The following is a 23,589-nucleotide window of genomic DNA, read 5'->3' on the forward strand; positions in this document are numbered from 1 at the left end:
GGCTGAGCGCATGGCTCCTGGCTAGACTGGGGCGCATGACCAGCGCATCCCTCCCCATCACCAGCGCCTTCCGCGTCGGGTTCACCGGCACGCTCGGCGTCGGTCTGGCCATCGCGCTCATCACCGCACTGCAGTCGGTGGGCACGGTGATCATCTACATCGGGCTGGCGCTGTTCCTCGCGCTCGGGCTCGATCCGATCGTGCAGTGGCTCGTGGCGCGCAAGCTCTCGCGGACCCTGTCGGTCATCGCCGTGGTGCTCGCCTTCATCCTCGTCGTCGCCGGGATCATCCTGCTCATCGCGCCGACGCTCATCGCGCAGATCCAGCAGTTCATCGGGGATCTGCCGGGGATCATCTCCCGACTGTCGACGACGGAGTGGGTCAACGAGCTCGAGCGGCGGTTCACCGGCTCGGTCGATCTCGATGCGATCTTCGCCAGTGTGAGCTCGTGGGTCTCCGATCCGCGCAACGTCCTGTCCGTCGGCGGCGGCGTCGTGTCCGTGGGCGCGGGGATCCTCAGCTTCCTCACCGGGGTCATCATCGTCGTCATCCTCACGATCTACTTCGCCGTGACCCTGCCGACGATCAAGGCGGCGATGCTCTCGCTCGTGGCGAAGAGCTCGCGGGAGACCGTCGACTCCGTCACCGAGGAGGTCACCCGATCGATCGGACGCTACGTCCTCGGGCAGCTGTCACTCGGCGTCATCAACGGCGTGTGCTCGGCGATCTTCCTCACGATCATCGGGGCCCCGCTGCCGGCGCTGCTCGCGTTCGTCGCGTTCCTCGCCTCGCTCATCCCGCTCATCGGTCCGATCTCCGGTGCGATCGTCATCACCGCGTCGTGCCTCATGGTCTCGCCCGGTCTCGGCATCGCGGCGGGCATCTACTACCTCATCTACATGCAGGTCGAGGCGTACCTGCTCAGCCCCCGCATCATGAAGGCCGCGGTCGACGTGCCCGGTGCGCTCGTCATCATCGCCGCGATCGCCGGCGGCACGCTCGGCGGGGTGCTCGGCGCGGTGGTCGCCGTGCCCGTGGCCGCGTCGTTCCTCATCGTCATCCGCAAGGTCGTCATCCCCGCCCAGGACAGGAAATAGGGGGCAGCTCTCCTGGTGTCGGACTCGACAGGCGGTCAGGGCTAGGTGGGCCAAGGTCTGTGGTCGGTGAGCGGTCAGGGCCCGTGACCTGGGATCAGGGTTCGTGACTGAGGATCAGGTCCCGGTGGGGGTGTCGTTGTCATCCTCGCCGAGGCTGTTCCCCCGTGAGGCGAGACGCTCGATGACGAACCGGCTGAGGTAGAAGGTCGCGAAGTACGCGACGGCGCCGATGAGGATCCGGAACACCCAGTCGACGTCGCGGCCCACCGGAATCCCCACGACGACGATCGCCGTGATGGCCAGGAGATAGGGGATGAGCCGGAGGACGGGGCTCAGTTCGCTGCTCATGACACGAGCCTAGCAACGAGGGTGGGCCAGCGGCCCACCCTCGTGCTCGTTCGTCGGTGACGGCCTCCGTCAACTCGCGACTCGCGTGCCACCTCTGTCAGCCCACAGCCCGCGAGTCAGCTCATGCCTGATCCGTCAGCTCGTGAAGGGCTTCGCCTCCTCGTGGAGGGCGTTGTGGAGGAAGTCGATGGCGACGGTCCGGGCGAGGTTCGCGGCCTTCGTGTCGCGCAGGCTGTCGAGGAGCAGGAAGTCGTGGACCATGCCGGCCACCCGCATCGAGGTGACGGGGACGCCGGCCTCGCGCAGCTTGTTCGCGTACTGCTCGCCCTCGTCGCGGAGCACGTCGGCCTCGTCGGTGATGACGAGGGCCTCGGGCAGTCCCTTGAGATCCTCGAGTGAGGCCTGCAGCGGTGAGGCGTACTTCTCCTTCCGCTGTGCCTCGTCGGTGGTGTAGGCGTCCCAGAACCACTTCATGCCGTCGCGGGTGAGGTAGTAGTCGTCGGCGAACTGGATGTAGGACGGGGTGTCGAAGTCGGCGTTCGTCACCGGGTAGAGCAGGGCCTGGGCCTTGAGCTCGAGGCCGCCGCGATCCTTGTTCATCAGGGCGAAGAGGGCGGACATGTCACCGCCGACGGATTCGCCGGTGACGGCGATGCGCGAGGTGTCCATGCCGTGGTCGGCGCCGTTGGCGGCGACCCATTGGCCGACGGCGTAGTTCTGCTCGACCTGGGTCGGGTACTTCTTCTCCGGGGCGCGGTCGTAGACGGGGAAGACGCCGACGGCGTTCGCGCCGACGGTGAGTTCCCGGAACAGCCGGTCATGGGTCTTGTCGTCGCCGAAGACCCAGCCGGCACCGTGGATGTAGAAGAGGACGGGGAGGTCGCCGGTCGCGTCCTTGGGGCGGATGATCCGGGTCTTGACGGTGCCCCATTCGCCGGCGTCGACGTCGACCCATTCCTCGTCGACATCCGGGCGTTCGACGCCCTCGCCGCTCTGGAGGTCGAGGAGGATCTTGCGGCCCTCCTCCGGCGGGACTTCGTAGATGCGCGGATGCGGTGCGGTCGCCTCGGCGAGGTCCTTGGCTTCGGGCTCGAGGTACGGGGTGACGGGCTGGGGGATCTCGGTCATGGGAATCATGCTCCTTCGTTGTCATCAACGGCGTCGGTTCATCGTGGTCGGCGGTGCCGGGTCCACGTGAGCGACGGGGTCGGCGGGTGGGTGCTGCAAGCCGACCTGTGCATTCAGCCTACGGACGGGGATATCATTCCGCTATGGTCACAAACGACACGTACCAGGGAGATCGCGACAGGCGGAGTCCGGAGATCGCTGTCGTCCGCTACGGTGACTGTCAGTTGGCGGCGGTGTATGGGCTGACCGATGTGTTCCGGGTGACAAATGAGCAGCTCGATCTGCTCGGCGGTGATGAGCGGCGCGTGCGGGTCAGTCATTGGGAGTGGACCGGGGACGGGGTGACGTGCACGTTCGATTCGCATCCGGGAACGCCGCATGCTCCCACCCATGTCATCTTCCCGCCGAGTCTCGTGGCCCCGGAGCTGATGGGCGAGTCCGGGGTTCTGCGCGATTGGGCGCTGGCGCAGCGGGCGGACGGGGCAGTGCTGTGCGGTCTGTGTGCGGGGGTGTTCGTGCTCGCGGAGACGGGGCTCCTCGATCATCGGCGGGCGACGACGCATTGGGCGTTCGTCGATGAGTTCGCTCGGCGGTTTCCGCGCGTGCGGCTTGATGCCAGTCGGATGGTCATCGACGAAGGTGATGTCATCACGGCCGCGGGAATCATGGCGTGGCTCGATTTCGCGCTGTCGTTGGTCGAGGCGCTGTTCGGGCCGAGCATGATGATCCGGACGTCGCGGTTCATGCTCGCCGATGCGCCGCGGACCGAGCAGCTGCCGTACATGGCCCAACTGCCGTCGACGGCGCATCAGGACGAGGTGGTTATGCGCGCGCAGGAGACGATCGATCGCGAGCTCGCGTCGTCGCTGACGCTGAGTCGGCTGGCTGCGGTCACGTCGACGCACCCGCGGACGCTGCAGCGTCGCTTCAAGACGGCGACGGGGATGACCGTGACGCAGTACGTTCAGAGGCTGAGGGTCGAGCGGGCCAATCATGCGCTTGCGACGACCGGTGACACCTTCGAGGCGATCGCGAGGTCGGTCGGCTACGACGATCCGACGACGCTGCGTCGGCTCATCCACCGCGAGACCGGTCTGACTCCGACCGGTTACCGGCAGCGGTTCGGAGCGAAGAGGATGCTGGGGGATCGAACCGGCGCGCGGTAGCGGAGTGCTGGGGCCGGCCGGGTTCGGGCCGAACCGCATCGGCCATGATCTGCGTCGTCGCGACGCTGCGGGACTGAGGTGGTCGATCGGTCCGGACGAGAGCAGGCTGGGACTCGAGGAGCTTCGGATTCGGGCGGATGTTCACAACAGCGGTGATCCAGAACGGCGGCGGGTCAGTACGGCGGCTATTCAGAACGACAGTGGTTCGGAATGGCAGTGGTTCAGAACGGCGGAGGCTCGCCGTTGTCCCAGACCCACTCCTGTTTCGCGGGGTCCTTCCTTTGAATCGAACTCGTGCGCTTCGTCCATCCCGGGAATCCTCTGTCAGCGGCCGGCCCCGGGCAATCCCTGGAGGTCCGCACCTCCCCGGGAGCTGGGGCAGTCGAGTCCCCCTGGGGTGGGCCGGGGTCAGGAGCTTCATGTTCGGGGTCGGGGGTGGCTGAATGGTCGGCGGTGTCGGCACGATCGGAGGTGTCTGCGTCCCCACGAGTCTCGATGAGGCGGGCGTTCTCCGCGTTGACAGGGCTGTCCCCGGGGACTGTGGACACACGTGTCCCGTGGGCGAACGTGTACTCCAACACTCCGTGGCGGTTCATCCGGACCGAGTATCTGCCGTCCGTTTTGCCCTGATGATGCTGCTCGCACATCGGGTGGAGGTTGCCGAACACCGTGAGCCCGCCTGCGGCGGGATCGTCGTGGTTGAACGGGATGATGTGGTCGATCTGGGAGGACTCGGCACGCCTGCGGCATCCGGGCATGGAACACCACTGCCATTGGGAGACCAGTGTGTTCCGGACTCCTTCGGGAATGTAGTACGACGTGGCTTTCGCATCGATCGGAGTGCCGGTGGCAGGGTCGGTGAGGATCCGCATCCACGATGAGCAGTTCCCTGCGATCATTCGGGCGGTCTCGGCGGGGACGGGTGTGCCGTCGGAGAAGGTGCCGGGCAGGTCGCAATCGCCCATGAGGCTCATGCACGGGACAGTGATCATCATGCGCGCCTGCCCTGCCAGCCAGTAGGGGGCCGTCGGGCTGACGAGGACGAGGGAGAACGCAACTCGCCCCTGCTCGTCGCACTCGATGCCGTCCAGGCGCGTCATCCGGATACCGGTCGAGGGCTTGAGCTTCCGATCGTCCGGCGTCGTCTCGTTGTGGGCGGCGGTGCCGCCTACCCCAACGTTGAGTGAGGTGGCAGGATCGCCGGAGTCGACCATTCCCTCGGTGCCGCTCATCTCCGATTCACCTGACGACCCCTCATTGTCGGCCGCAGAGACAGTGCTGGCCGCAGGATTCATGCCGTCTGCTGAGTCGATGCCGATCGCCGTGTGGATCGCGGCAGCCATGTCGTCGACTGTTTGCACGTTCTCGAGGTCGAGCGGGATGTCGCGAGTCGTCGTCGACCCCGTTTCGGTGTCCCGGGCTCGCACCTGAACGCGCAGCTGGGGAACGCTGCTGGTGAGAATGTCGAACATCAGTGCGTCGATGCCGCGCAGATCGTCGAGGCAGGCACCCTCGGGCAGTTGATCGGCGAAAGCCGCGGTGTTGCCATTCCGAATCGCCTTCGCGAATGCCTCGATGCGCAGGTAGCAGGCCTGCAGCTCGGCAGAGGATCCGGTGAGCATCATGCACGCGCTGCCGTCGGGGTTCGTCATCAGAGATACCCGTCGCCGCTCGTGCGCCGTTTGCGTACGGTCCTCGGGCGGCTGCAGGATGCCGATCTTCATGCTCAGTGACTTCTTGAAGGTCTGGATCGTGACATCCGGGCGCCGCTGGCACAGGTATTCGTCGATGACCGGCAGCAACGAGAAGTGCACGTTCTCGCACTGACGGGTCGCGGCGATGACGTGTTCGATGGTGAATTCTCCGGCCAGGCAGCGGGCATGGAACTTGGGGAGCCCGTGGATGAGCGTCATCGCGTGCGTGACGTGCGCGTACGTGCTGCCGATGGTGGTTCCGAGGATTGAGGTGAGCTCGGCGATGTCTTCGGAGTGGGAATGCATGTGGACCCAGCCGTCGAAGGTCTGCGTGGGCCGGAAACGGGGAAATCCGGGCAGCTTCGCCGAGGTGGTGCCGGGCATCCCTGCCGACGCATCCTCGGCGTCGTCGGCAGTGACCCAGTCGGCGGTACAGCCGGCGTTCTTGGCGAATCGATGCACGGTCTGGGAGAAGCTCGCGTGCTCATAGGGCCGATCGGGGTCGGGGTTGAGCAGGTTGAGGTGCGCAATGACGTCGGCGAGGAAGAGCTTCGCTGTGACCTCGAATGCCGTGATCTGGGCCCGATCGCTGGCGGTGTAGAAGGCGACGGCCTCGGCGTAAGGAGATGAGGGATCGATGTCGAGGCGTGACGGTGTGCGGCCAGGTTCGTCCGCGGAAAGAGCGGATTCGGTTGTGTCTTCCACGGCTGGTCACCTGTCTTCCCACGTCAGCGTGGCTGATGACAACAGTGTAGTTCACGTCACATCTGATGTCAATGAATATTTCGAAACTCGTTCGAACGAAGAATTCATTCATTTCGCGGTGCTCAGTGATTTTCGGTCGGTGGAAGATCGTCTCGGTTGGGTGTGATGGGGGTGCGTCCAGAGGTCGTGTGGGTCGGTCTGGGGGTGTGCGAGCGTGCTCGCCGACCCTGGGAGTGGGTCAGATTTCTGTGCGCCGAGAGGGGCACCGCGGATCGTGTGAGCATGGCCGGTGCCAGCGTCATCAGGACTGACGGTTCGAGTGACAGCCACCTCACACGCCGGTACCCTCGGGGAGAACACGACAGGGACCCGGCGAGCGGTTTCGGGAAAGCATCGGTGACGGCGCGGAACGTCGGCAGCCAGACTTCAAGAGGAGGCGCACATGCACTGTCTTCCGCGAAGTGCGCTGATTGAGCGCCTTGCGGCTGGGGGCTTTTGTTCGTACCGGATGTCCGACGGAACATCCTCATCTCGACACCGGTCGACTGGCCCAGGGATTCCGACTGCCGCGAAGAAGCCTCCGTCATGACGGGGAGTCCGTTGCCGCCGTGGCCGAGTCGCGCGCCGACGTTCGGAGGAGTTTCACTTCGTGCCGTTGACGAGCGCGACGTCGCGATGGCCATGGAACTGTCGACCGACCCGTACGTGCCGCTGACGGGATCTCTACCGCACAATGCTGCTGACGACGATGCTCGGGCATGGACGATGCGCCAACAACGGCGATATGCCGAGGGCACCGGCTTCTCGTTTGCCATCGTCAGCGTTGACAGCGGAAAGTCTGTCGGCCATTGCGGTCTTTGGCTGAGGGAGCTCGATGATGGTCGCGGTTCGGCCGGGTACGCCATCGTGCCGTCCGCTCGAGGTCGAGGTTTCGCCGCCGATGCGCTGAGCGCTCTGACATCATTCGGGTGGACTCTGCCCGAACTTCACCGCATCGCTCTCTTCATCGAACCGTGGAACCATGCGTCTGTGCGAACTGCGAAGCGAGCGGGGTATCGTCGGGAAGGACTTCTCGCGAGTCATCAGCGCATCGGCGGCGAACGCAAGGACATGCTGCTCTATGCTGCCATCAAGCCCGTTCGGGCATCGCGATCGTGAGATCAAGAACCTGCTTGGCGATCGGGAATTCATGGGTGTGACCGCGCCGAGGCGGTCGGGAATCCTTCGCTATGTGGATGGGGAACGTGGATGGGGGAACTCTGTGGAGTCGAACGACGGTGACGTGATCCGAGCAGTCGTCTTCGACGTAGGAGAGACGCTCGTCGACGAAACGAGAATGTGGACTGCTCTGGCCACGTCGGCCAATGTCCAACCTCTCACACTGTTCGCTGTATTGGGGTCGATGATCGAGCGCGGTATCGACCATCGTCGCCTCTGGAACGAGCTCGGAGTGCGAGCCCCCGATATCACGCACCGCCTGGAGCCCTCCGATCTCTACCCGGATGCGCTGCCGTGCCTGAACGCTGTGCGGAATGTCGGCTATCTCGTCGGCATCGCCGGGAACCAGCCTGCGGGTGTCTGCCGTCAATTGGAGACGCTCGGATTCGAGGCTGACTTCATCGCGTCTTCGGCGGAGTGGGGCGTGGAGAAGCCCGATGCCGAGTACTTCGACCGGATCATCGACGCGACCCGGATGCGACCTGCACAGATTCTCTACGTCGGTGACCGAGTCGACAACGACATCATCCCTGCGCATCGAGCCGGGATGGCCACGGCATTCCTCCTTCGCGGACCATGGGCGCATATTCATGTGCGGAGCCCCGAGGCGGCGCTCGCCGACCTGACCGTCAATTCGCTCGACGACCTCGAACGCGTACTGACAGACGCCGACTTCTCTCAACCTCGCTGAGGTGCACAGCTCGACGTGATCAGAACAGCGATCCACGACGTTCCGCCGGTGGACCAGCTTTCGACACTCTCTGCGATGTCGTGGACGGTGCGCGGTGGGCACAGCACCTATTGTTCGATCGGACCGGTCACCCTAGGCTGGAAGAACGTCGGTGGCGTTCTCGACTTCGAAGATCGCCGCTCGGATGACGAATGATGCAGCACGAAGGAGTGCCATGACCGATACCCCCGAACAGACGTCGACGACGCCCGAGCAGACGTCCGTTGCGGTTCTCGACTCCGCGCCCACGATCGAGGGGGAGTCGAAGTCACGGGTCGCGATGACGCAGGCCGCCGTCGACCTCCTCGGCGATCTCGTCGCCAAGCACGGCCAGCTGATGTTCCATCAGTCCGGCGGCTGCTGCGACGGATCTTCGCCGATGTGCTTCCCCGAAGGCGACTTCATCACCTCCGACGCCGACGTCCTCCTCGGCCACTTCGAGCTGCCGCTGCCCGCGCCCAACGCGAAGGGGGAGACGACCTCGGGCATCGACTTCTGGATGTCGGCCGAGCAGTTCGAGTACTGGAAGCACACCCACCTCACCGTCGACGTCGTCCCCGGCCGCGGCAGCGGATTCAGCGTCGAATCGCCGACCGGCAACCGCTTCCTCATCCGCTCGACGCTCATGGACATCGCGTGAGCTCGACACCCGACGTCTGACTCGCGCCGGCCCAGCAGCCCTGCTTCCGCGCGTAGGACTCCCGCGCCCTACTTCCCCGGCGCGATGAGCTCGGGTTCGCCGAGGGAGAGCATGAGCCGGTTCGCCCAATTGAAGAACGCCGCCCCGCCGAGCACATCGACGATCTCCGCATCATCGAGGCCCGCCTCGCGCAGCGCCCCGACGCGCTCGGGCCCGAACGCCGACGGCGTGAGGCTGAGCGCGACCGAGGCGTCGACGATGGCATCCCACACCGGATCGCCGAGGCGCGACGCCGTCCCCGTCCCCTCGTCGAGCAGCGCCTGCACGAGGTCCCGCCGCCCCGACTCCTCGGTCGCGCGGTCGGCATGGATCGACGCGCAGAACAGGCACCCGTTGAGCCGTGAGGCCGCCGTCGCCGCGAGCTCCCGCTCCGCCCGCCCGACCCCGTCGCTGACGTTGAAGAAGATGTCGAGATCCGTCAGCGTCCGCGCCCGCAGCGCCGCCGGATCCCGCGCGAGCAGACGGAAGTAGGGATTCTTCGCCCGTCCGGCCTCGATGAGGGCAGCGCGCTGAGCCTCGGTGAGATCCGCCTCGGCGACCGGCGCGATCCACGGCACCCACCCGAGCCCCGCCTGCTGGAACACCTCGGGCCGCCTCAGCTCGGGATACGTGCTCACCCGGGCGCGCGCCTCGGCGATGTCCGGGGACTCCTTCCCGGTGGCAGAGGTCCGATCAGCCGCCGAGGCGGTGGACCGATCCGGGGCCTCCGCGGGAGTCAGCGGGCGCAGCGGGACCTGCTCCTCGGCCGCCGCCGGCGCGTGAGAGAGCGCGGTCAGCCCGACGCTCAGCCGGATCTGGAAGTTAAGGAACGACACGAGCTGCGCGAGCGTGACGATCCCGTCCTCATCCCAGCCGGCCGCGAGCAGCCGCACGAGATCCTCCGGCCCGGCATCGCGGGGATGGAGCACGAGCAGGTGAGCGAACTCGAGCGCCGCCGAGGTGACCGGACCGAGCGTCTCCCGTGACTTCGCGTCGACGACGAGCTCCGGCCCGGGAACGCTCTCCGCGGCCAGGGCCGCAGAACCGTAGGACCCGAAGGGCCCTCGCACGGGACCGCTGGCATCGAGGTCGACGACGACCTCGTCGAGGAGCTCCGCCACGGCCCACGAGGCGGCCTCGTCCTCGTCGCGGAGGAGATCGCGGTAGAACTCCTCACCCGCGCTCGATCCGAGCAACCCCGCGGTGAACGCGGCGACGACGTAGCGATCGCGGTGGGAGAAGTCGCCGGGGTCCTCGGGTTCGAGGAGCGCCTCGAAGCTCAGCTGCGCATTCTCCTTCGCCTGCGCGCGGTGGTCGCGGACGAGATCGAGCGGGTCACCGGGGGCGATGCCCGCGAGCGTGTTGATGATGTCGGTCATGGCGCGACCCCTGCGGATTCTGCGATTCCCGCTGACCGTGCGCCTCCCGCAGACTCTGCGACCCCCGCGGACTGTGCGATCCCCGCAGACTCCGCCGGAGCCGCCCCGTCGACGCGCAGGCCGAGGGCGGGGGCCACCTCGGTGGCGAGCAGCTCGATCGAGCGCAGGGTGTGCGCGTTCGTCGCCGGCACCGAATGGACCTGGAAGCTGACATCCGACACCCGCCCGAGCACCCGGTCGGCCGCGAGCCGCTCGATGATCTGCTCCGGCGTGCCGAGGTAGGTGTCCGTCGCGGTGAGCAGCTCGTCGAGGTCGAGGCCCGAGGTGTCGTACCCGACGAGCCGGTCCGCCTCGGCGCGCAGTGCGGGTTCGGTGAGCGCGCGCAGACGGGGCAGGTCCTCGGCATCGGCGACGACGGCGGTCCGCGACGCGAGGATCCGCGGTGCGACACCCGCCGGCAGCGCCTCGAGGTACGTGTCGATGACGGGCAGTTGGATCTCATCGAGGCTCGCCCCGAGGTTGTCGCCGGGTCGCGGCTGCGTGCGCGAGAGCATGAGGCCGTCCCCGGCAGCTCCCGCAGCACCGGCCCCACCGGCGGAGAACGTCGCCTGCCAGAGCCGATCACCGAGGCCGCGCCGAGTCTGCGAGCCATCCGAGGCAGACCCGGCCGCCGACCCACCCGCCTCACCGGGGGCCGCCCCGCCATCCGCCGACCCAACGCTGTCCGGTCCCGGATAGAGGAGGTGACCGGTCTCGAGCGCATCACCGCGGAGCAGCGTGCGCAGGGTCGCGAGGTTGTCGGCGAAGACCTCGCGCCGCTCATCGAACGTCGTGCCGAAGGCCGGGAACGATCGGGGATTGCCGCCCGAGCCGAGGCCGATCTCCAGCCGTCCTGCGGCGAGCACGTCGACGACCGCGGCGTCCTCGGCCACGCGCACCGCGTTCTCCATCGGCAGGGTGATGATCGCCGTGCCCAACCGGATCCGGTCCGTCCGCGCGGCGGCGTGGGAGAGGAAGACGAGCGGGGAGGGCAGTCCGCCCTCGGCGGCGGAGAAATGGTGCTGGGCGACCCATGCCGTGCCGAATCCGAAGCGCTCGGCCTGCTCGATCTGCTCGAGCGCGAAGCGATACCGCTGGTCAGCCGGAGCATCCTCGAGGAGGCGGGTGAAGAACCCGAGCGTCGGGCCCACCGGTGTGGTGTTCGTGGTCTCAGTCGCAGAGTTCCCAGTCGCAGAGTTCTCAGTCGCAGAGTTCTCAGTCATCGGTGTCTCAGCTTTCTGTCGGAGCGGAAGGAGTGGAGGCGGCAGGGGCTGGCAGGTCCAGCGGCCGGGGGATCGCGTCGAGGAGCGAGCGCGTGTAGGCGGTCTGCGGTCGGGTGAAGAGGTCCTCCGTCCGACCGCTCTCGACGAGGTGTCCGCGCGACATGACGGACACGGTATCAGCGATCTGGCGCACCACGGAGAGGTCGTGGGAGATGAAGACGTACGTCAGTCCCAGCTCGGTCTGCAGCTGCCCGAGGAGGTCGAGGATCTGCGCCTGCACCGTGACGTCGAGAGCGGAGACCGCCTCGTCGAGGACGACGAGCTCGGGTCCGGCGATGAGCGCACGGGCGATCGCGACGCGCTGCAGCTGCCCGCCCGAGAGCTCCCGCGGCCGCCGATCGACGAACGCCGTCGGCAGTGCGACTCGCTCGAGCATCGCGGTCACGCGCGCACCGCGCTCGGCCCGGGTTCCGATCCGGAAGTTCCGCAGCGGTTCGGTGAGGATCGCCCCGATCGACTGCTGCGGGTCGAGCGCCGAATACGGGTTCTGGTGGACGAGCTGGACGGTCCGCCGCAGGCTCCGCAGCCGCGCCCGGCGGTCCCGGCCGACGCCGAGGTCCGCGGCATCGATCTCTCCGATCCGCACCGTCCCGGCCTGCGGGGTGAGGAACCCGGCGAGCGCCCGACCCGTCGTCGTCTTCCCCGACCCCGACTCCCCGACGATGCCGTGCGTCGTCCCGCGCGCGACCGTGAGCGAGACGTCCTCGACCCCGATGACCTCGCCGAGGCGGCCGGCAGTCCCGCTCTCACCATCAGTCCCGTTCTCACCGGCAGTCCCGTTCTCACCAGGAGCGTCGTCCCCGCGGGCGTAGATCTGCGTGAGCCCCTCGACCGCGACGAAGGGGCTCTCACCAGGCTCACCAATATCGCGGGCCACCCGGTCCCGGAGCCCGGTCCGCGCGTGCAGCGCGGGGGCGTCGGCGAGGAGCCGGGCGGTGTAATCGGCCGCCGGACGGGAGAAGATGTCGGCCGCCGTCCCGGTCTCGACGACGCGGCCTGCGCGCATGACGACGACCTCGTCGGCCCGCTCACCGGCGACCGCGAGATCGTGGGTGATGAGGAGGACGCCCATGCCCGTCTCCGCGCGCAGCTCGTCGAGGAGGTCGAGGATGCGCTTCTGCACCGTGACGTCGAGAGCCGAGGTCGGCTCGTCGGCGATGAGCAGCCGGGGCCGCAGCGCGATCGCCGCCGCGATGAGCACCCGCTGGCGCATGCCCCCGGAGAGCTCGTGCGGATACTGGTCGGCGCGCATCATGGGCCGGTCGATGCCGACGCGTTCGAGGAGGTCGATGACCTGGGCGCGAGCGGCCCGGCGGTCGGCCCGCTTGTGGATGCGCAGCGCCTCGGCGACGGACGTCCCCACGGTCTGCAGCGGGTTGAGCGAGTTCCCGGGATCCTGCGGCACATACCCGATCTGCGCCCCGCGCACCCCGCGCCAGCCCTGCCGGGACAGCGTCGTGAGATCGACGTCGCCGAGGCGGATCCCTCCTGAGGTCACCCGCGCGGTCTCCGGGAGGAGGCCGAGGACGGCGTTCGCCGTCGTCGATTTGCCCGACCCGGACTCGCCGACGACCGCCGTCGTCTCACCCGGACGGACGACGAGGTCGACGTCGTCGACCGCGGGATCGGCGGAACCGCCTCGGCGGGAGTAGTCGACGGTGAGACCGCGGACGGCGAGCAGCGCAGCGGACCCGGCGGGAGCCGGCGCGGTGACAGCGGGAGCGGTCGAGAGGGTCATGAGGTGACCTTTCGCAGGGTGTTGCCGATCTGGTGGGTGGCGAGCACGACGGCCATGACGACGAGGCCGGGCAGGACCGTCAGCCACCATGCGGTGGCGACGAAGTTGCGGCCCTCGGCGATGATGAGGCCCCATTCCGGGGTCGGCGGCGGGGTGCCGTAGCCGAGGAAGCCGAGCGTCGAGATCTGGAGGATCGCCGACCCGATCTGGAGGACGGCGAGCGTGAGGACCGGGGAGATCGAGTTCGGGAGGATGTGGCGCCCGAGCACCGACCAGTACGTGCCGCCGGACCCGTAGGCCGCGGCGACGTAGTCACTCGTGTTGATCCGCACGGCCTCTGACCTCGTCAGACGCGCGAACTGCGCAATCGCGGTGACGCCGACCGCGATCGCCGCGTTGATCGTGCCGAAGCCGAGGACGATGACGATCGAGAGGCTGAGCAGGATCGCGGGGATCGAGAGGAGGACGTCGACGGCGCGCATGAGCACGTCATCGACCCAGCCGCGGCGCGTGCCGGCGATGAGCCCGATCCCGGTGCCGACGATGAGCCCGACGCCGACGGCGACGAGGGCCGCCAGCAGCGACTGGGACGCGCCGTGGACGACCCGGGCGAAGACGTCGCGGCCCGTCTGATCGGTGCCGAACCAGTGGTCGGCGCTCGGCGCGAGAAGGGCCGCGGTGTCCCCGCCGTCATTGGGATCGTACTGCGTGAAGAGACCGGGCACGAGCGCCCAGGCGACGGCGATGAGGAGCACGAGCGCCGACACCGCGGTCGCCGGCCCGATGACCGCGCCCGCCGCCCCGAGCCGAGTGACGCTGAAGCGAGTGCCGCCGGACCGACTGCCGCGGGACCCGTCGGGGCCGGTGCCGTCACCGGTCGGTCGGTTGAGGCTCGTGCGGGTGAGACTCGAGATGAAGCTCATGGCCTCGCCTTCCTCGTCGCATGATCGTCGGTACCCCAGTCCAGCTCGACGCCGACGCTGCTCGCGCTCGCCGCCAGGGCCTGCTTCGTCCGGTCGTCGGGTGTCCGTTGTCGTGTCGCCGTCTGCGATGGTCTCCGCAGTCCCCGCGCCGAGGCGGTTCCCCGGCCGCGTCGGAGTCGGACGTCGACGACGGGGTAGAGGAGGTCGACGACGAGGTTGATGACGACATAGCCGAGCGTGGCGGGGACGACGACGGCGAGCAGGATCGGATTGTCGCGGTTCGTCACCGCCTGCGCGGTGATCTGGCCGATGCCGTTGCGGCCGAACACGGTCTCCGTGACGACGGCGCCGGCGACGAGTTCGCCGAAGATCAGGCCGACGATCGTCAGCCCCGGCAGCAGCGCGTTGCGGGCGACGGCGTGGACGAGGATCCACAGCTCGGAGGCCCCCTTCGCGGCCGTCACCTTGACGAAGCCCGCGGCCTTGACCTCGGTGATCGAGCGGATGAGGACCTGCGCGATCGGGGCCGACAGCGGGACGGCGACGGTGAGCGTGGGGAGGACGAGCGCCTCGGCGGGGCCGGGGGAGACGACGGAGACGAAGCCGAGCTGGAACGAGAACACCTGGATGAGGAGGATCCCGAGCCAGAACACGGGGATCGAGATGAAGAGGCTCGGCACGGAGTCGAGGACCCGGCGCACCCACGCCCGCGGGCCGGTCGTCGGGCCGAAGGTCGCGAACACCGCGATGAGCACGCCGAGGACGACCGCGGTGAGGAAACCGGAGACCGCGAGTGCGAGCGTCGAGGGCAGGGCGGCGGCGACGATCGTCGACACGGCGGCTCCCGTCTGCACGGAGAACCCGAAGTTCCCGGTGAGGAACCCGCCGAGCGTGATGAGGTAGCGGGTGAGCAGCGGTTCGTCCGCGCCGGTCTCCGCGCGGATCGCCGCGACCTGGTCGGCCGAGAGTCCGAGCGCGGGATCGGCGAAGCGGGCGGTCACCCCGTCCCCGGGGATGACGGAGAGGAGGACGAACGCCGCGGTGAAGGCGAGCAGCAGGACGAGGAGAGCCTGTCCGAGCCGCAGCCAGAGGTATCTCAGGTCGATCATCATCAGCTCGCAATCCAGGTGCTGTAGAAGTCGGGGCGGCCCACGGGTTCGGTGGCGAAACCATGGACGCGGCGGCGGAAGGCGAAGACCTGCGGCTCCTCGAAGAACGGGAGGACGTAGGCCTGGTCGACGAGGTAGGACTGGACCGCCTCGGCGGCGGCCTGGCGACGCGCCGTCGCCGGTTCGGAGGCCAGGGCGTCGAGGAGACGGTCGATCTCCGGGTCGACGGTGTCGTCCGCGGCGTCGTCGCGGCCGGCGGCGTTGAGGAAGACGTCCCGGTTGACCGAGGCGTAGTTCGACCGCAGGTTGTCGTAGTCGGCCCGGGCGACCATCGAGTGGTAGATCTGGATCGAGTCGAGGTCGAGGGCGTCGAGCGTCTGCTTCGCCTGGTCGCCGGGGTTGATCGACAGGCGCACCCCGACGCGGCGCAGCTGCTGCTGGACGAGCGTCTGCACCTCGTTCGACCGCGGCTGCGGCAGTGCCGTGTTGACGGTGAGCGCGAGGACCTGTCCGTCCTTGACGCGGTACCCGCCGGCCCCGCGTTCGGCCCAGCCCGCCTCGTCGAGGAGGCGGTTCGCCGCGGCGGGGTCGTAGACCCAGGCCCCGGTCTGGTCCGTGTAGCCCATCGCGCCCTGCGCGAGCAGCCCCGTGGCGAGCGGGTAGTTCGGGGTGAAGAGCTTGTCGACGATCTCCTGGCGGTCGATCGCCGAGATGAGGGCCCGGCGGACGCGGATGTCGGCGAGCAGGGGGTGGCGGAAGCGGAAGTTGATGCTGTTGTTGATCCCGTTCGTCGCCTTCGCATAGAGGCGCAGCCCCTGCTCGGACACGCGCGGCTCGTCGGGGGCCTGGACGTCGCGGACGCCGTCGGCCTGGCCGGAGAGCACTGCGCCGATGCGCACCGAGTACTCGCTGTTGACGAGGTAGTCGATGCCGTCGAGGTACGGCCGGCCCTGATGCTTCAGGTGCGGCGGCGCCCAGTCGTAGTCCTCCCGGGCGCGGATCGAGAGCTTCGTCCCGATCGTCTCGGCGGTGATGCGGAAGGGACCGGCCGTGTGGATCTTCGTCGCGCTGCCGGGACCGAAGCCCTCGGCGTCGAGGTCGAGGGTGGAATCGGCGAGGAGTCCCGCGTTCATCGTCGATGTCGCCTGCGCGAAGCCGGGGGAGGGCGCGGTGAAGTGGAAGCGCACGCGACGGTCGTCGAGGACCTCGGCACGGTCGTAGTTCGAGATCTGCTCGGACACGGGCAGGGTGCGCGATTCGTCGCCGCGGCCGAAGAGGTCGAAGTTCTTCGCGACGTTCGCCGCCGTCAGCGGGGACCCGTCGGAGTACGTGACGCCCTGCCGCAGGGTGAACGTGAACTCGGTGGCGTCGGCGCTGATCTCCGGCAGCGCGGTCGCCAGCCACGGGAAGAGCTCGAGGGTCTCAGGGTCCTGCCAGAGCAGGCGCGCGGAGATGTTGTTCATGATCCCGCCGTTGGGGTAGAAGCCGACGGACGGCGGGTAGAGGAGCGTCCACGTCTGCGGCTCGAAGTACGTGAGCACCCCGCCGTTCACGGGCGGACCGTCGGTGAGCGGATCGGTGTCGGTCGGGGTGCAGGCGCTCAGTGCGGCGAGCGCCCCGAGGCCGAGACCGACGCCGAGCACACTGCGCCGGGTGGTTCCGCCGAGGCGGGCAGCAGGCACAGCGGTCGCGCGGTGCCGGGGACGGAGGTCCGTCATGGTGGTGAAGTCCTTCGAGCAGGCGGGGCGGTGTCAGTGGGGCTGCGGAGATCGCGGCGCCGGTGGAGCTTTTTAGCTCAACAATCGACGCGGTGAATCGATTCCGCGTCGGCGCACATCGGCATTCGCCGTGTCGCGTCCCAGGTGGTCGTCTGCATGCCCTGAAGTCAATCCCATCCGCGTCATGACTGTCAATTCGTGCCTTAATATTGAGACATGATGCTGCCTGCGACCTTCGATCATCTCGTCATCGCCGTCCCGGATCTCGCGCAATCTGTTGAGCAATGTGAGGCGATTCTCGGTGTTCGTCCGGTGTCCGGAGGGGCGCACCCCGGGCGCGGCACCGCGAACGCGCTGCTCGGGCTCGAGATCGCCGGGACCCGGACCGAGCGCGGCTACCTCGAGCTCCTCGGGCCCGACCCCGAGCAGAACCCCGATCCCGCCGCTGACCCGACGGCGCCGGACCCGACGGCCCCAGACCCGACGGCACCCGACCCGACGGCGCCCGCACTGCCCCCGGCGCTCGCGGGGGTCACCGCACCGCTCGTGCAGCGGTGGGCGATCCATCCGCGGGGATTCGACCGGGCCGTCGCGGCTGCCGCGGAGGCGACGGATCCGCCCGTCGACCTCGGCGCGGTGTTCGATATGTCCCGCCGGACACCGGATGGTGAGACCCTGCGGTGGCGGCTGACGCGACGGACTCCGCTCGCGCTCGGCGGGATCCAGCCCTTCCTCATCGACTGGCTGGACACCCCGCACCCGGCGAGCCGCGCGATGCCGACCGTCGCCCTCGCCCAGTTCTGGGCGACGAGCCCCACGGTCGCGGACACCCGCGCCGTGCTCGCAGCTCTCGATGCGAGAATCGAGGTCGAAGCGGGGGAGACCGACGCTCTCCACGCCCGACTGGAAGGACCCGGTGGCACATGGCTGCTCTGATCCCCGCCCATCTCGACCACCTCGTCGTCACCGTCCCCGACCTGCCCGCGGCGGTCGCGGAGATCGAACGGGCCACCGGAGTGCCGGCCGTGCCCGGCGGCCGGCACCCCGGACTCGGGACGGCGAACTTCCTCATCGGGCTGGCACCGGCTGGCCGGCCGGACGGGGCGCACACGTATCTCGAGATCCTCGGACCCGATCCCGAGCAGGAGGCTCCGGCCGACGGCACGCTGCCGCTCGACGCGCATCTCGCGACCGCCCCGACCCTGCGCACGTGGGCGATCCACCCGCCGGCCATGGCGGCGACGGTCGCCGCCGTGCGCACCGCGGGCATCGACGTCGGCGAGGTCAGGGACATGTCGCGCGAGACCGCCGAGGGGAACCTCCTCGCGTGGCAGCTGACGAGCCGGTCCCCGCTCCCGCAGGAGGGGATCCAGCCGTTCCTCATCGACTGGGGTGACTCGGTCCATCCCGCCGAGGCGGCCCTGCCCTCCCTCGATCTCCTCGAGTTCATCGTCGAGGTGCCCTACGTCGCTGCGACGCGGAGCATGCTCGAGGTCCTCGGGGCCGGTGACACCGAGGTCGCCACCGGGCCCGAGCGCCGCCTGCGGGCGCGGCTGCGCGGTCCGGGCGGGGAGCTGACGTTCTGAGCGTACGGTGCCCGTCGCTTCGAGACTCGGCAGAGACCGCGATCCGGCAGAGACCGCGATCCGGCAGAGACCGAGATCCGGCAGGGACTGAGATCCGGCAGAGAGAGGGAACCCGCGGCTAGACTCGCAGGTGTGATTCCGCCCCTCATCCCCACCGGCCGCAGTCCGCGCGCTGCACGGATCGGTCGCGCCGCCTCGGCGTTGGTCGTCGCTGCCCTCCTCACCGCCGTCAGCGCGTGCGCGCCCGAGGAGGCCGAGGAGACCCGGCCGACACCGCAGGCGGTCGAGACGATCGCTGCCCCGTCGGTGACCGACCCGGCCGATCTCCCAGGACCGACGGCCACGGGACCCGGCGGTGATTCGGCCGGTGCGGTCGGCGTGACCGAAGGCGACATCGAGATGCAGGGCAGCGGGAAATGGGCGCGCCCGGCCGCTGAGGTCGGGCCCAACCGCGACGGCGGCAGGGCGTTCACGGTCGCCGTCCGGGTCGAGGACAATCTGCCCATCGACGTCGATGGCGCCTCCGACTTCATCATCGCGACCCTCCAGGACGAGCGCGGCTGGCAGGACATCGACGACGTGTCGATCGAACTCGTCGATTCGGGGCAGGACGCGATGATCAGTATCGCGAGCCCGAACACCGTCGATGAGATGTGCCTGCCGCTCAAGACGCTCGGGAAGCTCTCGTGCCGCAACGGCCCGAACGTCATCCTCAATGCCAAGCGCTGGGTGAGCGCGACTCCGGAGTTCGACGACATCACGCAGTACCGGCAGTACCTCATCAACCACGAGGTCGGGCATGCGCTCGGTCACGGCCACGAATCGTGCCCGGGTTCGGGGGAGACCGCCCCGCTCATGCAGCAGCAGACGAAGGGCCTGTCCGGCTGCACGCCCAACGGCTGGCCGTCCCAGGGGTAGTGGGTTCGGCCGCCTCGGGGATGACCGGCCGACTGCGATTGACGACAAGCTGAGAGTCGAGGTCAGCCCTCCCTGAACCGTCTGATCGCAACGTCCTGTTGGGCGAGGCGGCGCAGGGCGAGCAGTACCGGTTCGAGGAGCAGGGTGCCGAGCACCGCCTGCCGCACGGCGCTGTCGATCTCGGCGGTGGGCACGGTGTCGACCTCCGCCTCGGCGAGGTCGTGGACGGTGCGCCCGTAGCGAGCGAGGCCGCCGTCGATGAGGTCGATGCCCGCCGCATCGAGAGCCCGCAGCGCCGTGGCGAGCTGGTCGACTTCGACGCTGTCGGGGTCGATCGTCCACCCGAGTTCGGCGACGAGGCCGAGGGCCGCCTCGGTGCTGGTTCCCTCTGGCCCCTGACGGGACGAGCCTGTCTGACGGGGTGGGCCTGCTTGACGGGGGGCCTGCGCGGGCATCGTCGCGTGCTGTGCCGCGCCGAGCACCTCGGAGAACGTCTCCGGCGGATCGTCGATGACGCCGAGCACGCGTTTGGCCGCCTCGATGCTCAGTCGGGCCGGGCCGAGGAGGGCGCGGATGAGCTCGAGACGGTCGACGTGCGCCTCGGAGTAGACCGCCTGCGTCGCCGACGTCCGCTCGCCGGCCGGCAGCAGTCCCTCCCGCAGGTAGTACTTGATCGTCGCCACCGGCACGTCGCTGCGTCGCGACAGCTCAGAGATCCGCACAGAGTCCTCCTTCTTGCGTCTGATCCTTCTTCCGGCTGATTCCACCCTCCGTCCCCTTGACATTGGACAGTATAACTATCCAATATTGGAGAGTGCAGGTATCCATTATGTCAGGAGCTCACGATGACGACGACTCGACTCACCCATGATTACGACGGCGAACTCGTCGTCTTCCACATCGGCATGCGCATCCGTCAGTGGTGGCGCCCCGACCTCTGGCTGCCCGTCTTCCAGGCGATGCCGCCGATGCTCCGCGAGCTCTCGCAGGACCCCGACTCCGGACTCCTCGGCTTCCGGCTGATCGCCGACCCGCGCGGTCCGTGGACGGTGCAGTACTGGAGTTCGCTCGAGAAGCTCTATGCCTACGCCTCCGATCCGCAGGCGTCCCACCGACCCGCATGGTCGGCCTTCAATCGGCGCGCGCGGAATGCGCCGCGTGCCGTCGGCGTGTGGCATGAGACCTACCCGGTGGCCGGTGCGGAGTCGATCTACGTGGGCATGCCCCCGATCGGACTCGCCGAGGTGGTCGGATCCCGCCCGGTCACCGGTCGCAGCCATCGCGCGGCCGACCGCCAGGCCCGTCTGGATCGGTGAAATCACTGGTCAGAGCCTTGGTTCCGATGGGTAAGCGAGACCTCCATCACGCCGGGGAGGGACGGGGAATATCACCGGGAGGATTCTCGTTGATTGAGTCAAACAGACGTATATGAGTCACCCTGGCTCAACTTCCAAAGGAGACCGTTTTGGCTAACTTCTTCGGACCTTCCAGTGGTGGCGAAGGCTCTTTCGACGAGTTCCTCGCCCGCTATCTGCAGGGTCAGAACACACCACGGCAGGGCCGTTCCGTCGACATCAACCGGTTGCTGTCCAAGCGCACGCGTGAAGTCGTCGATGGCGCTGCCGAGTACTCGCGGCGGCGCGGACAGGAAGAGGTCGACGCCCTCCACCTGCTGCGCGTGATGGTCGATTCCGAGCACGGCTCGGCGTCCCTGCGCCAGGTCGGCGCGGACCCCGAGGCGATCGCCCGGGCCATCGACGAGCGCCTGCCCGAATCCGCCGAGGCACGCGAGACCGAGGGCGCGCCGACACTGACCGGCGCTGCCCAGAAGTCGCTGCTCGACGCCTACCAGGTCGCCCGCGCGTTCGGCTCGACCTACATCGACCCCGAACACCTCTTCTTCGCCTTCGTCCTCAACCAGGAGATGCCCGCCGGGCGGATCCTCGCGCAGGCCGGGGTCACGCAGGCGACCCTGCAGGCCGGTGCCCAAGCGGCCGAAGCCAAGCAGACGCAGGGCGGGACGACCGAGTCCGGTGAGGGGGAGTCGATGCTCGAGAAGTTCGGCACCGACCTCACGGCGCTCGCCGCTGAAGGCCGGCTCGACCCGGTCATCGGTCGTGCCACGGAGATCGAGGAGACCATCGAGATCCTCGCCCGCCGCACGAAGAACAACCCCGTTCTCATCGGTGAGGCCGGCGTCGGCAAGACGGCGATCGCCGAAGGACTGGCGCAGGCCATCGAATCCGGCGACATCCCCGCTCAGCTCCTCGGCAAGCGGGTCATCGCCCTCGACCTGCCCGGCATGCTCGCCGGCACCCGCTACCGCGGTGACTTCGAAGAGCGTCTGACGAAGACGCTCGACGAGATCGCCGAGGACGGAGACACGATCGTCTTCGTCGACGAGCTCCACACCCTCGTGGGAGCAGGCGGCAGCGGCGAATCGAATTCGATGGACGCCGGCAACATCCTCAAGCCGCGCCTGGCCCGTGGGGATCTCCACCTCCTCGGCGCGACGACGCTGCGTGAGTTCCGCACGATCGAGAAGGATTCGGCGCTCGCTCGCCGCTTCCAGCCGGTCATGGTCGGCGAACCGACCATCGAGGACGCGGTGACGATCCTCGCCGGACTCGCCGATCGGTACGCCGAGCACCACGGTGTCACCTACGACGCCGAGGCGATCCGCGCCGCCGTCGAACTCTCGCACCGCTACATCACCGACCGGTACCTGCCGGACAAGGCCATCGACCTCATCGACCAGGCCGGCGCCCGGCTCTCGCTCAAGCGGGGTCCGGTCGTCGACACGGCAGCGATGCGCTCCGAGCTCGGCGAGCTCGAGGCGGAGAAGAACTCGGCGATAGCGGCCGAGAACTTCGAGCGGGCCGGCGAGATCCGCGATGAGATCTCCCACCTCACCGATCGGCTCGAGGAGATCCTCAACTCGAGGACCACCTCGGCGAATGACGGGGAGGACGGCGTCGTCGACGCCGAGCAGATCGCTCAGGTCGTCTCCCGGGCCACCGGGATCCCGGCCTCGTCGATGACGCAGGAGACGAAGATCCGGCTCGCAGGACTCGAGGACATGCTCCACGGTCGCGTGGTCGGTCAGGACGACGCCGTGTCCGCGGTGTCGAAGGCCATCCGCCGGTCGCAGACCGGGATGGGCGATCCCGCCCGGCCCATCGGCAGCTTCCTCTTCCTCGGCCCCACGGGCGTGGGCAAGACGGAGCTGGCGAAGGCGCTCGCGTCGACGCTGTTCGACGACGAGTCGGCGATGATCCGGTTCGACATGAGCGAGTTCGGGGAGCGGCACACCGTGTCCCGTCTCGTCGGCGCCCCTCCCGGGTACGTCGGCTACGACGAGGCCGGTCAGCTCACGGAGCAGGTCAGGCGCCGTCCGTACTCGGTGATCCTCCTCGACGAGGTCGAGAAGGCGCACCCGGACGCGTTCAACCTGCTCCTCCAGGTCCTCGACGACGGTCGGCTCACCGATGGTCAGGGACGCACGGTCGACTTCCGCAACACCGTCATCATCATGACGTCCAACCTGGGCTCCGAGTTCATCGGGGCATCGACGCCGCTGGGCTTCACCTCGGCCGATGCCACGGTGACCGAGCGGGACCTCAAGGCGAAGGTGATGGGTCGGCTCAAGGAGGTCATGCGGCCGGAGTTCCTCAACCGGATCGACGACACCGTGATGTTCACCCGCCTCGACCGGGTGCAGCTGCGGGAGATCGTCGGGCTCCAGCTCGAGCAGTCGATCGATCGGCTCTCGCGCCAGGGCATCGCCCTCGAGGTGTCTCAGGACGCCATGGACTGGCTCGCCGAGGCCGGTTACGAGCCCGAGTTCGGTGCGCGGCCGCTGCGCCGCGTCATCCAGCGCGAGCTCGATGACCGGATCGCCGACATCCTCGTCACCGAGGCTGTCGCCGAAGGCGGAACCGTCGACGTCACCGTCGTCGACGGACAGCTCACGGTGGCTCCTCGCACCGAGGCGGCTCCGCTGGCGGCCTGACCGGTCGCCGGCGCGAGGCGCCACCCTCTTCGACGCGGTGATCCGACATTTACGCCCTTTGCAAAGGGCGTAAATGTCGGATCACCGCGTTGTTGTGTCTGCAGGGCGTTGAAGGCGCT

Annotated in this window: 21 protein-coding genes; 11 read left to right on the top strand and 10 right to left on the bottom strand. The window is 68.4% G+C overall.

Annotated elements, in window-relative coordinates:
• The first annotated feature begins 35 nt into the window (after window positions 1-35).
• Window positions 36-1,097, top strand: a complete 1,062-nt coding sequence (locus ACFQ91_RS07095) for an AI-2E family transporter (RefSeq protein WP_211978070.1) — start codon at window positions 36-38, stop codon at window positions 1,095-1,097.
• A 114-nt stretch (window positions 1,098-1,211) separates the two neighbouring features.
• On the opposite strand, the gene ACFQ91_RS07100 is transcribed toward ACFQ91_RS07095, so the two are convergent.
• Together ACFQ91_RS07100 and ACFQ91_RS07105 are read right to left on the bottom strand one after the other, a co-directional pair.
• Window positions 1,212-1,445, bottom strand: a complete 234-nt coding sequence (locus ACFQ91_RS07100; protein ID WP_376872477.1) for a hypothetical protein — start codon at window positions 1,443-1,445, stop codon at window positions 1,212-1,214.
• Between the two features lie 135 nt (window positions 1,446-1,580).
• Window positions 1,581-2,573 (bottom strand): alpha/beta hydrolase, encoded by a 993-nt coding sequence (locus ACFQ91_RS07105; RefSeq protein ID WP_376872474.1) that lies wholly within the window; start codon window positions 2,571-2,573, stop codon window positions 1,581-1,583.
• Window positions 2,574-2,716: 143 nt separating this feature from the next.
• Here ACFQ91_RS07105 and ACFQ91_RS07110 point away from each other — a divergent pair, with 143 nt between their 5' ends.
• Window positions 2,717-3,739 (top strand): GlxA family transcriptional regulator, encoded by a 1,023-nt coding sequence (locus ACFQ91_RS07110; protein WP_198500611.1) that lies wholly within the window; start codon window positions 2,717-2,719, stop codon window positions 3,737-3,739.
• Between the two features lie 221 nt (window positions 3,740-3,960).
• Here the strand turns inward: ACFQ91_RS07110 and ACFQ91_RS07115 are convergent, their stop codons facing one another.
• On the bottom strand, window positions 3,961-6,138 hold the full coding sequence (locus ACFQ91_RS07115) for an HNH endonuclease signature motif containing protein (protein ID WP_211978066.1): 2,178 nt from the start codon (window positions 6,136-6,138) through the stop codon (window positions 3,961-3,963).
• A 585-nt stretch (window positions 6,139-6,723) separates the two neighbouring features.
• Here ACFQ91_RS07115 and ACFQ91_RS07120 point away from each other — a divergent pair.
• From ACFQ91_RS07120 to ACFQ91_RS07135, 4 genes are read left to right on the top strand one after another with little or no spacing between them, the layout of a single operon-like run.
• Window positions 6,724-7,296 carry a GNAT family N-acetyltransferase gene (locus ACFQ91_RS07120; RefSeq protein ID WP_211978065.1) on the top strand — a complete coding sequence of 191 codons (573 nt, stop codon included), beginning with the start codon at window positions 6,724-6,726 and terminating at the stop codon, window positions 7,294-7,296.
• A complete protein-coding gene (locus ACFQ91_RS07125; protein ID WP_249120907.1) occupies window positions 7,259-8,047 on the top strand; it encodes an HAD family hydrolase in 789 nt (262 codons plus the stop codon). Before ACFQ91_RS07120 ends, ACFQ91_RS07125 begins: the two co-directional genes overlap by 38 nt.
• Before the next feature lie 15 nt (window positions 8,048-8,062).
• On the top strand, window positions 8,063-8,242 hold the full coding sequence (locus ACFQ91_RS07130) for a hypothetical protein (RefSeq protein ID WP_211978064.1): 180 nt from the start codon (window positions 8,063-8,065) through the stop codon (window positions 8,240-8,242).
• A 19-nt stretch (window positions 8,243-8,261) separates the two neighbouring features.
• The gene (locus ACFQ91_RS07135) at window positions 8,262-8,726 is read left to right on the top strand and encodes a DUF779 domain-containing protein (RefSeq protein WP_211978063.1); all 465 of its coding nucleotides are present in this window, start codon (window positions 8,262-8,264) and stop codon (window positions 8,724-8,726) included.
• 68 nt (window positions 8,727-8,794) lie between these two features.
• Here ACFQ91_RS07135 and ACFQ91_RS07140 read toward each other — a convergent pair whose 3' ends face one another.
• The 6 genes from ACFQ91_RS07140 to ACFQ91_RS07165 are packed head-to-tail and all read right to left on the bottom strand — an operon-like array spanning window position 8,795 to window position 16,954.
• Window positions 8,795-10,144: an alkylhydroperoxidase domain protein gene (locus ACFQ91_RS07140; RefSeq protein ID WP_211978062.1), complete on the bottom strand. Its 1,350-nt coding sequence runs from the start codon at window positions 10,142-10,144 to the stop codon at window positions 8,795-8,797.
• Window positions 10,141-11,406 (bottom strand): LLM class flavin-dependent oxidoreductase, encoded by a 1,266-nt coding sequence (locus ACFQ91_RS07145; RefSeq protein WP_211978061.1) that lies wholly within the window; start codon window positions 11,404-11,406, stop codon window positions 10,141-10,143. Before ACFQ91_RS07145 ends, ACFQ91_RS07140 begins: the two co-directional genes overlap by 4 nt.
• Window positions 11,407-11,413: 7 nt before the next feature.
• The gene (locus ACFQ91_RS07150) at window positions 11,414-13,204 is read right to left on the bottom strand and encodes an ABC transporter ATP-binding protein (RefSeq protein ID WP_211978060.1); all 1,791 of its coding nucleotides are present in this window, start codon (window positions 13,202-13,204) and stop codon (window positions 11,414-11,416) included.
• Complete coding sequence (locus ACFQ91_RS07155) at window positions 13,201-14,127, bottom strand: ABC transporter permease (RefSeq protein WP_211978059.1); 927 nt, start codon at window positions 14,125-14,127, stop codon at window positions 13,201-13,203. Before ACFQ91_RS07155 ends, ACFQ91_RS07150 begins: the two co-directional genes overlap by 4 nt.
• Window positions 14,124-15,239 (bottom strand): ABC transporter permease, encoded by a 1,116-nt coding sequence (locus ACFQ91_RS07160; protein WP_376917335.1) that lies wholly within the window; start codon window positions 15,237-15,239, stop codon window positions 14,124-14,126. Before ACFQ91_RS07160 ends, ACFQ91_RS07155 begins: the two co-directional genes overlap by 4 nt.
• A complete protein-coding gene (locus tag ACFQ91_RS07165; protein ID WP_211978057.1) occupies window positions 15,239-16,954 on the bottom strand; it encodes a TIGR04028 family ABC transporter substrate-binding protein in 1,716 nt (571 codons plus the stop codon). The genes ACFQ91_RS07160 and ACFQ91_RS07165 overlap by 1 nt, the downstream gene beginning before the upstream one ends.
• A 216-nt stretch (window positions 16,955-17,170) precedes the next feature.
• On the opposite strand from ACFQ91_RS07165, the gene ACFQ91_RS07170 reads away from it, so the two are divergent.
• The 3 genes from ACFQ91_RS07170 to ACFQ91_RS07180 all read left to right on the top strand — a co-directional run bounded on the left by ACFQ91_RS07170 (window position 17,171) and on the right by ACFQ91_RS07180 (window position 19,458).
• Entirely contained in the window at window positions 17,171-17,890 is a 720-nt protein-coding gene (locus ACFQ91_RS07170; protein WP_211978056.1) for a VOC family protein, read from the top strand.
• Entirely contained in the window at window positions 17,878-18,540 is a 663-nt protein-coding gene (locus ACFQ91_RS07175) for a VOC family protein (protein WP_198500621.1), read from the top strand. The genes ACFQ91_RS07170 and ACFQ91_RS07175 overlap by 13 nt, the downstream gene beginning before the upstream one ends.
• Before the next feature lie 132 nt (window positions 18,541-18,672).
• Window positions 18,673-19,458 (top strand): DUF3152 domain-containing protein, encoded by a 786-nt coding sequence (locus ACFQ91_RS07180; RefSeq protein WP_232623842.1) that lies wholly within the window; start codon window positions 18,673-18,675, stop codon window positions 19,456-19,458.
• Window positions 19,459-19,520: 62 nt separating this feature from the next.
• Here the strand turns inward: ACFQ91_RS07180 and ACFQ91_RS07185 are convergent, their stop codons facing one another.
• Entirely contained in the window at window positions 19,521-20,180 is a 660-nt protein-coding gene (locus ACFQ91_RS07185; RefSeq protein ID WP_198500622.1) for a MerR family transcriptional regulator, read from the bottom strand.
• 123 nt (window positions 20,181-20,303) lie between these two features.
• Between ACFQ91_RS07185 and ACFQ91_RS07190 the strand changes: the two genes are divergently transcribed.
• Both ACFQ91_RS07190 and ACFQ91_RS07195 read left to right on the top strand, forming a co-directional pair.
• Entirely contained in the window at window positions 20,304-20,774 is a 471-nt protein-coding gene (locus tag ACFQ91_RS07190) for a DUF4188 domain-containing protein (protein ID WP_198500623.1), read from the top strand.
• A gap of 149 nt (window positions 20,775-20,923) precedes the next feature.
• The gene (locus tag ACFQ91_RS07195; protein ID WP_198500624.1) at window positions 20,924-23,470 is read left to right on the top strand and encodes an ATP-dependent Clp protease ATP-binding subunit; all 2,547 of its coding nucleotides are present in this window, start codon (window positions 20,924-20,926) and stop codon (window positions 23,468-23,470) included.
• Window positions 23,471-23,589: the final 119 nt, after the last annotated feature.

This window comes from Brevibacterium sp. NPDC056726 (genome assembly GCF_042790515.1).
GTDB classification, from domain to species: Bacteria; Actinomycetota; Actinomycetes; order Actinomycetales; family Brevibacteriaceae; genus Brevibacterium; species Brevibacterium sanguinis.